The 12,636-nt window shown below is 47.4% G+C and carries 15 protein-coding genes; 13 read left to right on the top strand and 2 right to left on the bottom strand.

Going from position 1 to position 12,636, the window contains the following annotated elements:
- Positions 1-32 precede the first annotated feature (32 nt).
- Positions 33-770 (bottom strand): DUF4363 family protein, encoded by a 738-nt coding sequence (locus tag SPTER_RS10335; RefSeq protein WP_246105562.1) that lies wholly within the window; start codon positions 768-770, stop codon positions 33-35.
- A gap of 172 nt (positions 771-942) precedes the next feature.
- Between SPTER_RS10335 and SPTER_RS10330 the strand changes: the two genes are divergently transcribed.
- The 6 genes from SPTER_RS10330 to ytfJ all read left to right on the top strand — a co-directional run bounded on the left by SPTER_RS10330 (position 943) and on the right by ytfJ (position 5,233).
- Entirely contained in the window at positions 943-1,563 is a 621-nt protein-coding gene (locus tag SPTER_RS10330; RefSeq protein ID WP_211367535.1) for a site-2 protease family protein, read from the top strand.
- A 15-nt stretch (positions 1,564-1,578) separates the two neighbouring features.
- Positions 1,579-2,556 (top strand): tryptophan--tRNA ligase, encoded by a 978-nt coding sequence (gene trpS / locus SPTER_RS10325; RefSeq protein WP_144350340.1) that lies wholly within the window; start codon positions 1,579-1,581, stop codon positions 2,554-2,556.
- Positions 2,557-2,562: 6 nt separating this feature from the next.
- Positions 2,563-3,270: a segregation and condensation protein A gene (locus SPTER_RS10320; RefSeq protein WP_144350339.1), complete on the top strand. Its 708-nt coding sequence runs from the start codon at positions 2,563-2,565 to the stop codon at positions 3,268-3,270.
- A 7-nt stretch (positions 3,271-3,277) separates the two neighbouring features.
- Positions 3,278-3,811: an SMC-Scp complex subunit ScpB gene (scpB, locus tag SPTER_RS10315; protein ID WP_144350338.1), complete on the top strand. Its 534-nt coding sequence runs from the start codon at positions 3,278-3,280 to the stop codon at positions 3,809-3,811.
- Positions 3,812-4,113: 302 nt separating this feature from the next.
- Complete coding sequence (locus tag SPTER_RS10310; protein ID WP_144350337.1) at positions 4,114-4,791, top strand: DUF2953 domain-containing protein; 678 nt, start codon at positions 4,114-4,116, stop codon at positions 4,789-4,791.
- A complete protein-coding gene (ytfJ, locus tag SPTER_RS10305) occupies positions 4,784-5,233 on the top strand; it encodes a GerW family sporulation protein (RefSeq protein ID WP_144350336.1) in 450 nt (149 codons plus the stop codon). Before SPTER_RS10310 ends, ytfJ begins: the two co-directional genes overlap by 8 nt.
- A gap of 69 nt (positions 5,234-5,302) precedes the next feature.
- Here ytfJ and SPTER_RS10300 read toward each other — a convergent pair whose 3' ends face one another.
- Complete coding sequence (locus SPTER_RS10300) at positions 5,303-5,494, bottom strand: rubrerythrin family protein (RefSeq protein ID WP_144350335.1); 192 nt, start codon at positions 5,492-5,494, stop codon at positions 5,303-5,305.
- Positions 5,495-5,897: 403 nt separating this feature from the next.
- Here SPTER_RS10300 and SPTER_RS10295 point away from each other — a divergent pair, with 403 nt between their 5' ends.
- The 7 genes from SPTER_RS10295 to SPTER_RS10265 all read left to right on the top strand — a co-directional run bounded on the left by SPTER_RS10295 (position 5,898) and on the right by SPTER_RS10265 (position 12,630).
- A complete protein-coding gene (locus tag SPTER_RS10295; protein ID WP_246105561.1) occupies positions 5,898-6,929 on the top strand; it encodes a D-alanyl-D-alanine carboxypeptidase family protein in 1,032 nt (343 codons plus the stop codon).
- Between the two features lie 121 nt (positions 6,930-7,050).
- Positions 7,051-7,605, top strand: coding sequence for a nucleoside recognition domain-containing protein (locus SPTER_RS10290; RefSeq protein WP_246105560.1), 555 nt, complete (start codon positions 7,051-7,053; stop codon positions 7,603-7,605).
- Positions 7,606-7,620: 15 nt separating this feature from the next.
- Complete coding sequence (locus tag SPTER_RS10285) at positions 7,621-8,160, top strand: spore maturation protein (RefSeq protein ID WP_211367533.1); 540 nt, start codon at positions 7,621-7,623, stop codon at positions 8,158-8,160.
- Between the two features lie 108 nt (positions 8,161-8,268).
- On the top strand, positions 8,269-9,549 hold the full coding sequence (locus SPTER_RS10280) for an FAD-dependent oxidoreductase (RefSeq protein WP_144350333.1): 1,281 nt from the start codon (positions 8,269-8,271) through the stop codon (positions 9,547-9,549).
- An 11-nt stretch (positions 9,550-9,560) separates the two neighbouring features.
- Entirely contained in the window at positions 9,561-10,544 is a 984-nt protein-coding gene (locus tag SPTER_RS10275; RefSeq protein WP_144350332.1) for a hypothetical protein, read from the top strand.
- A 29-nt stretch (positions 10,545-10,573) separates the two neighbouring features.
- On the top strand, positions 10,574-11,308 hold the full coding sequence (locus SPTER_RS10270) for a pseudouridine synthase (protein WP_144350331.1): 735 nt from the start codon (positions 10,574-10,576) through the stop codon (positions 11,306-11,308).
- A 77-nt stretch (positions 11,309-11,385) separates the two neighbouring features.
- Positions 11,386-12,630 (top strand): BaiN/RdsA family NAD(P)/FAD-dependent oxidoreductase, encoded by a 1,245-nt coding sequence (locus SPTER_RS10265; protein WP_144350330.1) that lies wholly within the window; start codon positions 11,386-11,388, stop codon positions 12,628-12,630.
- The last annotated feature ends 6 nt before the right edge of the window (positions 12,631-12,636 follow it).

Below are 12,636 nucleotides of genomic sequence, written 5' to 3'. Positions count from 1 at the left end.
TCTTGGTTTCCTGTAAACCAAGACGGCTGCTGTCATTTACCGCGAAAAAAATTCCGGACCCGCCCCATACTCTCATTTATATTCGCCTGATGTTCCATAAACGCTCCCTTATTCTCGGCATCAACGGCATCTTTTAGCTGTGTTACGGTGGAGTGAACTTTAGTGATTTCGCCTAAAATTCCTATCTGCTCCATGCTGGGCTTCAGCTGCTCCCAGGTACCCTGAAGCTCTTTCACTTTCGCAGTTGCTTTTTTCCAGTCATTGTCTTCCACATAAAAACTAACATTACGGATTGAATTACTGACAGCAATAATATCGGCGATTGGGGATAATTTATAAGATTTGCCGATATCGCCAACACTACCCATAAATTTAATCAGGGTTTCATAGGCGGCGGTTGCTTTCTGCCCATTAACGGCGGTCGCCAGTTTACCAATGGCCTCCTCGGCCTCTTTTACCCCTTTTTTATCACCCACTGCCGGTTTAGCCTGCTGCCATAAAATCTGCAGATTATCAATACCGGCCTGGGCCTGGGGCCAGTCGGCCTTGGCGATACCTTCAAATACAACCCCGGCTGTTGACTCTAAATCATAAAGTTCAGTGGGCGCGGCCTGAAACCGTTCTAAAAACGGGGGATTGGGCTTCGACTCCACCGGTTTGCCGGCCGGACCAATTTCCGGTTTGGGAGCAGGTTCTGATAATAATCCGCAGCCGCTCAAACTAAGCAGAAAGATCACTACAACAATAGCCGCATTCATTTTAGCTGGCACTCGTATAACCCTCCTTTCATGCTGGGCGATATTGCTGAAAGCACCCTATGCTTATTCTGAACATATTGCGGTGTTTTTAGTATTGAAAAAATCAAGTATTTCATTTTGCTTTTCAGAGCTTTTTTAGTATAATTTAGTAGTACGTTGACTGAATTTATAAGGGGGACTCCATTTGTTTGGTTTTGACGCCGATATGATATTTAGAATACCGGCACTGTTAATTGCTTTGACTGTGCATGAATACGCCCATGCCCGGACTGCCGTTGCCCTAGGCGACCCGACACCACGGTTCATGGGGCGGCTGACGCTGAATCCGATTGCCCATCTGGACCCGATCGGTTTGCTGATGCTGTGGCTGTTCAAGTTTGGCTGGGCCAAACCGGTGCCTATTAATCCCAGCCATTTTAAAGACTATCGTCAGGGGATGGTCATGGTCTCGCTGGCCGGACCGGTTTCCAATATGATATTAGCCCTTATCACTGCCTTTGTTATCGGTATTTTGGCTAAACTGCAATTATTAAGCGGCGACTGGGTTAAGATTTTATGGCTGACCTATACTTATAACATCATTCTGGCTGTTTTTAATTTATTACCAATCCCGCCGCTGGACGGATCAAAAGTATTGTCAAGCCTATTGCCAGGCCGTCAGGGCCATATATTTGATCAGCTGGAGCAGTATGGCCCGTTTATCCTGATGGCGCTGGTCTATATTGGTGTGATTGGTGTGATTATTGACCCCCTCGCCAGAGGTTTGTCCTTTATTATCGATGTAGTTGTTATGACAATTTTGTAACAGGAGGAAATACAATTGACTAAGAAACGCATTTTCAGTGGTATGCAGCCATCAGGAAAGTTTCATATGGGTAACTTTCAGGTGCTTAATAACTGGGTTAAGCTCCAGCATGAATATGATTGTATTTATTCCATCGTTGACTGGCATGCACTCACGTCTTCCTATGAAGATACCCGTCTGCTGCCGGAACGTATAGAATGTATGGCCCTGGACTGGCTGAGCGCCGGTCTTGATCCGGAAAAAAATATCATCTTTGTGCAGTCGCATGTGAAAGAGCATGCTGAATTGCACCTGCTCTTATCGATGATGACGCCGTTATCCTGGCTGGAACGGGTGCCCACCTATAAGGACAAGCTGCAGCAATTAGGTGATATGGGTAAAGAAATCAACACTTACGGCTTTTTAGGTTATCCTGAATTGCAGACTGCCGACATTATATTATATAAAGCCAACGCGGTACCGGTAGCAGAAGACCAGCTGCCACACCTGGAGCTGGCACGGGAGATTGTCCGCCGTTTCGCTAATTTGTACAAACCGGTATTTCCTGAACCGCAGCCAATTTTAAGCCCGTTGCTGCCGGGGATTGACGGCCGGAAAATGAGTAAGTCCTATGGGAATGAAATCCCCTATGCCGCCGAACCGGACGAGCTGCAGGCCAAAGTGAGACAAATGCTTACCGATCCGCAACGGGTCAAAAAGACCGATCCAGGCAACCCCGAAATATGCACAGTGTACACGTTCCATAAAATTTTCAGCCCCGACTATGAAGAAATTGCCGGCCAATGCCGCAATGCCGGCATTGGCTGTGTGGAGTGCAAGAAGCGCCTGGCCGCAAAAATGACTACAACCCTGGCTGATGTTCATGGCCGCCGCAAAGAGCTGGCAGGTAATCCGGCTAAAATTAAAGAAATACTGGTTTATGGCGCCGAGCGGGCGCGCAAGCTGGCAGCAGCCACCATGGCAGAAGTCCGGGCCGTTATGAACCTGGACTGACAGCCGATGGCCGATTATACGATTAAGCTGGAAACCTTCGAAGGACCGTTAGCCTTATTAATGCATCTGATTGAAAAACATCAGCTTGACATTTATAATATTCCGATAGCGGAGGTTACCGGGCAATATCTTGCTTACCTTGCGGCAATGGAAGAATTTAATATTGAAATTGCCAGCGAATTCCTGGTTATGGCCGCGACCCTGCTGCAAATAAAATCACGGTTGCTCTTGCCGCGGCCGGTTACGGGTGAAGCGGCTGCTGATGAGGCTGATCCCCGGCTGGAATTAGTTGAACGCCTGGTTGAATATCGCAAATTTAAACAACTGTCGGCAGTTTTAGGTCAGCTTGGCGAGGAACGGGATAAATATTTTACCAGGCTGCCGCAGGAATTCACCCAACAGTTTTCGCTGCCTGCAGGACTTTCTTTGCATGATTTGTTAAAGGCCTTTGCCGCGCTGTGGGAAAGCGCGGTGCCTGATTTTGCGATAATTGCGCCCGAAGAGTTCAGTGTACAAGATAAAATGTACGATATTATGGCTTTGCTGAGAAGTAATAAAGGGCAGCTGGAGTTTAACAAAGCAATCTTCCGGACAGGCTCCCGCACCGAAGCCATTGCTGCATTTTTAGCTTTATTGGAGCTTATCCGCTTAAAACAGGTCAGTGTCTGTCAGGAGCAGCCGTTTGCACCTATCCATCTGAAATTAGAGGAGTGAAGCGCCTATGTCTGATCTGCAGTTACAAGGGGCGATCGAAGCTTTGCTATTCGCAAGCGGGCAGCCGCTGCCGGCAGATAAAATTGGCGGGATATTACAGTTACCGGTTGAACAGGTTCATACACTAATTGCTGATATGCTGAAAGTGATGACTGCCGCCGAGCGGGGCCTGGTCATTGTTGAAGTAGCCGGCGGCTACCAGTTATGCACTAAACCTGCTTTTTTCGATATTATAAATAAATTAGCAGCCATACAGGAAGCCCGGTTATCAACGGCCGCTTTGGAAACCCTGGCCATCGTGGCTTTTAAACAACCGGTAACCAAACAGGAAATAGAAAGTATCCGCGGCGTAAGCTCCGACCGGGTTATCACCACCCTTTCCGACCGGATGTTAATTAAGGAAATCGGCCGCAAAGAGACCATCGGCCGGCCTATATTATATGGGACAACAACCGAGTTTCTCCAATGTTTTGGCTTAAAAAGTCTCGGAGACCTGCCGGCTATTGCCAACCTGCTGCCGGAAAGTCATTCAGCAGAATAAAGACAGTCACATGACTGCCTTTATTAATGTATCAGAATTTATAAGTTTTGAGAGGCTGAAAGTCCTTATAAACAAGGGGAATCAAGGTCAATGGCCGGCTAGAGCAAGGAGTCGGCGCCCCCGCACCCCCGGTAACCCCCGGCCTTTACCGGAAAAAGCGTTCCCTTGTATTCCAGGTGTATTCCAGGATTATCTGATTTTGCGCCCAGCCAAAAGACCGCGTCAGCGGTTTTCTTATTTACAGACTGTATATTGATGAGAAAAGTGCATAAATTAATAAGATCTGATAAAGGGGTGAAAGCATGGTTAACTGGCTAATGATAATTGCAGCAGGCATTATTTTATTATTTATGCTTTCACGGATCAATGTTTATATTGAACTTTATCTTTGCCGCCACAACGATGACGATCATTTAGCGATCACGCTACATGCCTTAAAACCGCTGTTTGTTTATACAATTAAGATTCCGGTAATTGAAATTGTCCAATATAATGAGTTACCCTGGATCACCTCAAAAATTAAGGCCCCCGCGGGGGGAACAGAGACTTATGTGGCCCGTGAGCAGCGATTTGTCAAAAGAATGGCCGAATTTTTTTTGACAAACCCCCGAAAATTCCACAAACTGATGCGGGGGGTTAACCGGTATATCCGTACTTACCGCTATTATATTAACAATCTGGTATCTTCGATACACTGCCAAAAAATTGATATCAAAATTGTGTACGGATTTGATGACGCCGCCTTTACCGGCTTAATGATGGGGGTGTTTGGCGCAGCGCAGGGGTTCCTGCTCACCGCTCTTAACACCCGTCTAAAGCTTGATGCCAAACCTGCTATTAAGATCATACCGGTATATGGTCAGTGTCGGCTCCAGCTTGATTTCCAGTGTATATTAAGAATAAGACTTGGCAAAGTTATTACTGCAACTATGGCAACTTTAACAAATTCATTGTATAAGGAGGCGACTCGCAGTGGCTGAGCATCCAATACAGGGCTTGATGAAAACCGCTATGGAGAGTATTAAAGGTATGGTCGATGTGAACACTATTGTCGGCGATGCTGTCGAGACTCCGGATGGAACGGTAATTGTTCCTATTTCCCGGGTGACGTTCGGTTTTGCGGCTGGTGGCGGTGACTATGAGGCAGAAGAAACAACAACTGCCCAAAGCCACCCGTTTGGTGGTGCCAGCGGCGCCGGCATTAGTGTGAAACCAGTTGGATTTTTGGTATGTTCGCCAACGAACGGGGTACGGTTTATGTCTGTCGAGAGTAACCTGCTTTATGACCGTCTTATTGATATGGTGCCACAGGTTATGAACAAGATTGAAAACATGTTTGGTGGCGACCAAGATGACGAGCTTGAGCAGCTGGCCGAGACAGCGGAAACGCAGCCTACTCATCAATCCTCAACTCACCTGTAGTAAATAAGAGAATATTAAAAACCCACACATGCCGGTGTGGGTTTTTGCATATAAATTTAATAATGTAATCTATTGGGCCAGGTCATCCAGTTTACTTTTAATCTGTGTAGAGTGCAATGCTTCCGCCTCGGCAAAATGCTTAAACATTTTTGCTACCTCTTTGTCATTAACGCGATCAGCAAAGGATTGATAATCACGTACCAACTCCTGCTTTTGGGTAAGGGTCGTACGTAAAGCTGTTTTGATATCAAGCGTTTCCATGATCCTGTACACCTCCTTAAATTTGATAATATTATCCCCGGATACAGACAAAATAATGCCAGGATATTTATTGTACTGCCCAAGCTTAGAAAACTTGGCTTATGCCGCCAACACTGCTTCCGCTCCCGGCCGGGAGCGGAAGCTGCCGTGACTCTTAATCCCCCGAGAAAGCAAGCTTTCTCTCCGGTTAAGTCTTTTTTGATAAATATGGAAAATATATAGTTTTGACCTCAGGAGAATTTAATTATATAATAATCTTTGGTTTATTCTAACAGAAAGGATTGGATGAATGGGACAACTAGCTAATCTTGGGAGATTGTTATTGATGTGTCTGGTACTTTTACCCGCAACCGGCCTCGCATCCGAACCCCTGCCGGCAATAACGGCAAAGTCAGCCATTGTAATGGAAGCATCTACAGGAAAAGTGCTATATGGAAAACAAGCGACAGAACGGCGCTATCCCGCCAGTACCACCAAGATTATGACTCTGATTACAGCGCTTGAATACGGCCAACTGGACGATGTGGTTACCGCCAGCGAGAATGCTGCCAGTACTGAAGGATCTTCACTATGGCTCACCCAGGGTGAACAGCTTACAATGCACGACATGTTCTACGGCATAATGCTGGTTTCCGGCAATGATGCCACAGTGGCAGTAGCTGAACATATCTCAGGCTCTGTAGAAAAGTTTGCTAAATTAATGACAGATAAGGCCCACGTCATTGGCGCGGTAAACAGTAATTTTACCAATAGCAGCGGTTTACCAAACGAAAACCATTATTCTACGGCGTACGACCTGGCCAAAATTACAGCCTATGGGTATAAAAACCCGCTGTTTGCCCAGATTGTTGCCACCCAGCACAAGGTTGTTCCCTGGCCCGGTAAAGACCATGACCGGGATCTATACAATGAAAACAAAATGTTATGGTTGTATGACGGCGCCAACGGGGTAAAAACAGGTTACACAGATGCGGCCGGGCGCTGTTTGGTTTCAGCCGCTAAACGGAATGGAATTCAGTTAGTTGTCGTAGTCTTAGACAGCGATCATATGTGGGATGATTCCATCACGCTGCTGGATTATGGGTTTACGCAGCTTAAACAGGTGCCTGTAATTAATCAGGGCGATATTTTAAAGACCGTCAGAATCAATGAAGGTAAAACAAGTGATGTTAAGCTGCTGGCAACCAATGATATCACTATACCTATGGCAGATAATGAACATGACAAGTTTTCCACGGTAATCGATGCCCCGAATAAGCTAAATGCCCCTGTTACCTCAGGGCAAAAATTAGGAACGGTAAGAGTCATGTATAATAATATAGAAGTTGCCAGCAGTGACCTGGTAGCTGACCGGTCGGTAGAAAAGAAATCCTTTTTTGGACTGCTCTGGAGCTCTGTGTGGGGGTTCCTGTCCCTGGTATTCCGTAATGCCTAAGGAAAAAATCTATACGCAAACTATTCTCGTTTTTACGGAAGTTGAAGTACTAGCTTAATAAAATCTTTCATACCATCATAATGGGTGATGGATGATGATTAACGTAATTTGGTTGCTGCTTATGGCAAGTGGAATCCTTTATGCTGGCCTGAACGGACGGATTGAAGTTGTCACGTTAAGTGCCATCAGCGCCGCTAAAAGTGCGGTAGAGCTGACGATTAATCTAATTGGAGTCATGTGTTTGTGGCTGGGAATTATGAAAATTGCCGAGTTATCAGGACTTATCCGGGGCATTTCCTACATATTGACGCCAATCATCGGTTTTTTATTTCCCAGTGTACCCCGGAATCACCCGGCCATGGGCGCAATTATCATGACCATCAGCGCCAATATGCTGGGGCTCGGCAACGCTGTAACACCGCTGGGAATTAAAGCTATGCAGGAACTGCAGACCCTCAACCCCAAAAAAGATACGGCGACTCCGGCTATGTGCACTTTGCTGGCTTTATGTACAACCGGGTTTACCCTGGTGCCGGCAACAATTATCGCCTTAAGGTCAGCAGCAGGTTCAGTTAATCCCACGGAAATTGTCGGCTCCACCCTTGTTGTAAGCCTGCTCGCCACAATTTTTGTTCTTGTTATCGACAGACTATGCCGGGCAGTATGGAAACGGTAACAAGGGGGTGTTTTAGTGCTGCTTGAATTATGCGAACAGCTGTCAGTCTGGGCTATTCCTGGCGTACTGCTTATCGTCCCGGTTATTGGCTATTTACGAAAAGTTAAAGTATATGAGGCCTTTATTGAAGGCGCAGGGGAGGGCTTTCATACCGCGATCCGCATTCTGCCCTGTCTTGTGGCCATGCTGATTGCGATCAGCATCTTTCGGGCTTCAGGTGCCATGGAGGCCTGCGTGGCCTGGATGGGGCCGGTATTAAATGTTCTGGGGGTACCATCGGACCTGGTCCCCCTGGCCATCATGCGGCCCTTGTCCGGCAGCGGTTCACTGGGGCTGGCCACTGAATTGTTAAATACATACGGGCCGGATTCGCTGATTGGGCGAATTGCCTCTACGGTACTAGCCAGTACGGATACGACCTTTTATGTGCTCACCGTTTATTTTGGGGCCGTGGGGCTCAGCAATCCACGGTATGCCGTATTGGTTGGAGTGTCCGGCGATGTCGTCAGTTTCCTGGCTTCCGTCTATATCTGTCAGCTCCTCTTTGCCCATTGACTGGTAACGAACTGTTACCAGTTTTTTCTATGCCGTGACCAGTGGCAGATAGTAAGTACCCGAATACACTGTAATGTGATGTAAAGCAGGGAATTGGAGGGGTAGTCCATGATTAATGTGGTAGTGGTTGGCGGTGGCTGGGCTGGTTGTGCAGCAGCCTTGGCAGCGGCTAAAGCCGGAGCGCAGGTGGTGTTGCTTGAGCGCACCGACTTATTGCTGGGCACCGGTCTGGTTGGCGGCATATTTCGCAATAACGGACGGTTTACGGCGGCTGAAGAAGCCATTGCTATGGGTGGCGGGGACTTATTCGTAGCTATGGATGCCAATAGCCGACACCGGGGCATACATTTTCCTGGACATAGTCATGCTTCCTTTTATGATGTAACTACGATGGAACCTTTGGTAAAAAAGATACTGCAGAACTATGGTATAGATGTCAGGAGCAGAACAAGGGTAGCAAATGTTGTTAAATATCGTAAAAAAATCCAATACCTTGTAAATGATAATGATGAAATAATTCAAGGGGATGCTTTTGTCGATACAACCGGCACTTCCGGACCAATGGGCAACTGCTTAAAATACGGCAACGGCTGTGCGATGTGCATTCTCCGCTGTCCGACTTTTGGCCCACGGGTAAGCATTACAGCTAAGGCCGATGTTAAAGAAATTATTGGGAAAAAGGCTGACGGCTCCTACGGAGCAATGAGCGGTTCCTGCAAAATAAATAAAGATTCACTGCGACCGGAACTTAAAGATCAGCTCGAAAAAGAGGGCATGGTCGTTATCCCCCTGCCGGAAAATCTGAAAAAAACCGGCATGCTTGGCAAAAAGGCGTGTTCCCAGTATGCCATTGCCGATTATGCCGAAAATATTGTGCTTATTGATACCGGCCACGCCAAACTAATGACGCCGTTTTTCCCCCTGGATGCATTAAGAACAATCCCCGGGTTGGAACGGGCCCGGTATGAGGACCCCTATTCAGGCGGTGTGGGGAACTCGATCCGGTACTTGGGAATGGCCCCCTGTAGTCACTCTTTGAAAGTAGACGGAGTAGACAACTTATTCTGTGCCGGCGAAAAAGCAGGCATTATGGTTGGGCATACTGAGGCGGTGGTCACCGGCTTATTGGCAGGACATAATGCGGTACGCTGCTGTCTCGACATGCAGTATCTGGAATTGCCAAGCGAACTGGCTGCCGGTGATTTCATTGCCTTTATTCATGAGCAAATGACTACCGAAGAGGGACTCAGACTCAGGTATACCTTTTCCGGCTCTGTTTATTTTGAACGCATGAAAAAGCTGGAGCTGTATTCTTCGCAGCGGGGAGAAGTTAATGACCGCGTAACAAAAACCAATCTAACAGATATCTATAATACCTGCTTGGTATAGGAGGTGTGAATATGTTAAACAAACTTTTGATGAGCTGTATAGATATTAACTCACCTTATTGTCCGTGCCTGCTGTCTCAGACTAACCATTGCACATTTTGCAGTCATTTAAAAGGTGAACTGGTATGTGATTGCAACTGGAGCGGAGTGTGCATACTATACGAAAAGCAGTGGCAGCAAAAAAAGCCCCGCTGGACCAATGATGCTGACAGCCCGGTCCGGCTGGAATCTGATACAGAATTTATCATTAAGCAGAAGATTGCTGAACATACATACCTGTTGGAAATTGAGGTGCTGCCTGCCCTTGCCCAATCGCTGGCCAAATGCGGTTCTTTTATATTCATGCGCCGGCCGTCGGACCAGCAATTCTATCATTTTCCGGTTGGTGTCATGAAGGTTGACGGGAATAACATCCAGGTAGTTATCGAAGGTGCAGGCCCCAAATCCTCCCGCTTATTTACTGACGGCAACAGGCAGGTATTGGTTCGTGGTCCGTATTTTAACGGTATTTTTGGTCAGCCCTGGATTGACAATGTAGATAATGGTAAAATATTATTAATAGCTGGGGGGATGGGGCAGCCGCCGGCCGTGCCGATAGCCCGGAAGCTGCTTACAAACGGCAACAGTGTTAAGGCTATTTTAGCACCAGGTAAAATAGGCACTGTGTTTATTGCCGCTGAGCTGGCCGTACTCGGTATTCAGGTACAGGAAGTAACATCAATGCGGCAGTTTGGTATGCATGCCCTGGCTGAAATCTTAGCTGACCCGGAGGCCTGTCCTGAGTTAATCGTGAGTGCCGGTCCTGACAGTCAGCATTACGGCATTATTGCGGCCATGCAGGCGGCCGGAGTAAATCTGCCTATGGCAGCTACCAATAATACCACAATGTGCTGTGGTGAAGGCATCTGCGGCAGTTGTGAACGGCTAACCAGAAACAATAGCCGGGTACGCACCTGTAAAGTACAGGCAGATTTTAGTCAATTTATCCAGGAATAATTTATGCAGGAAAGTAGGAATCAAATTCTATGCTGGAACGTTTGCAGAAAGTGATTGCCCACGCCGGAATTGCTTCCCGGCGGGATGCGGAGGAAATCATTACCGCCGGCCGGGTTACAGTCAACGGGAAAGTTGTGACTGAGCTGGGAACTAAGATTGAGCCCCGGCGAGACCGGGTTGCGGTTGATGGTAAACTGTTAAAAGCCGAAAAGTATGTTTATCTTTTGCTTAATAAACCCAAAGGCGTGCTAACAACACTGGAAGATCCGCAGGGCCGTAAAACAGTGGCCGATATTGTTGCCAAAATCCCCGAACGCATTTATCCTGTCGGCAGATTGGATTATAACACCGAGGGCTTGTTAGTTATGACTAATGACGGTGATATTACCCACGCCTTAACTCATCCCAGTCATGAGATCAGCAAAACTTATCTGGCTAAGGTCGAAGGCTTTCCCCCGGAAGAAAAGCTTGATAAACTGCGGGTGGGTATTAAGCTGGAAGACGGGGTTACCGCCCCCGCCAAGATTAACATAGTGGATATTGACAGGGAGAAAAAGCTAACCACTTTGGAAATAATCATTTATGAAGGAAAAAACAGACAGATCCGCCGGATGTGCGAGGCGATCGGCTACCCTGTGAAAAATTTAAAGCGAATTCAATATGCCTTCTTAACGCTGGAAGGGCTTCGCCGGGGGCAGTACCGCCTGTTGCTGCCCCGGGAGGTAGAAGAACTTAAATTGCTTGGCAGGAAAAAAAACGGCTAAGTTTTTCACCCTTATTTCAATGATAAATAAGGGTTTTTCTAACTATACAGAGTTTCTGGAAAGCGAGTGTGACCAGGATGAAGAAGGTGCTCATTATCGGTGGTGGTGCAGCCGGGTTATTGGCTGCCATCAGCGCTGCCCGGCACGGTGCGGCAGTGACGGTATTGGAGAAAATGAAAGATGTTGGCCGGAAACTACTCATAACCGGTAAAGGCCGCTGTAACCTAACCAATCATTGTGAACTTGCCGAACTGGTAAAAAATATGCCGGGTAACGGTGCATTTTTATATAGCGCGTTTAATGCCTTCACCAATCAGGATATTGTTGATTTGCTTGCGCAGGCCGGCCTGCCAACGAAAGTAGAGCGCGGGGGACGGGTGTTTCCGGTTAGCGACCAGGCCAAAGATGTTATTAAAACCTTTACTAAAGAATTGGCCAGACTACATGTTGCCGTAAAAACGGGACAAACTGTGAAAAAACTGCTTTTCGCCAACGGTGCTCTTACCGGTGCCGCCACAACCGACAGAGAATATCTGGCCGATGCTGTCATCATAACCACCGGGGGAGCCTCCTACCCAGGCACAGGTTCTGCAGGGGATGGTTATCGCCTGGCCCAGGCAGCAGGGCACACGATCATACCCATTAAACCATCGCTGGTGCCGGTTGAGGTCGAAGAAAACTGGATCAGGGAATTACAGGGCCTGTCGCTGAAAAACGTAGCGGCCGCAGTTTTGGGCAATGGCAAAAAAGCGGCTGAGGATTTTGGCGAAATGCTGTTTACCCATTATGGCTTATCAGGCCCGATTATTTTATCCCTGAGTAAAAAAGTTTCCGAGCTATTGGCGGCAGTGCCCGCCCCGGAAGTGGTCCTTGAGATTAATCTCAAACCCGCCCTGTCTGCCGAAACCCTGGACAAGCGCCTGCAGCGGGATTTTACAAAATTCGCCCGCCGGCAATTGAAAAATTCCCTGCATGATTTATTGCCGGCCAAGCTAATACCGGTAATCATTGATTTGTCTTTTATTGACCCGGATAAATTTGTCCATCAGATTACGAAAGAAGAACGCCTGCGTCTGCTTCATATATTGCAGCATCTGCCCTTTACAATATCCAGGACACGGCCTGTGGCTGAAGCAATAGTAACAGCCGGCGGGGTCAGCACCAAAGAGCTTAATTCACGCACGATGGAATCCAAACTGCTGCCAGGCCTGTTTTTTGCCGGCGAGGTTATTGATATTGACGGCTATACCGGTGGTTTTAATCTGCAGGCAGCTTTTTCCTCCGGTTATGTGGCCGGAAAATATGCGGCTATGCAGGAGTAATTATAA

Source organism: Sporomusa termitida (assembly GCF_007641255.1).
GTDB classification, from domain to species: Bacteria; Bacillota; Negativicutes; order Sporomusales; family Sporomusaceae; genus Sporomusa; species Sporomusa termitida.
Note: the sequence above shows the minus strand (reverse complement) of the source record. Positions and strands in the feature narration are given on the sequence as shown.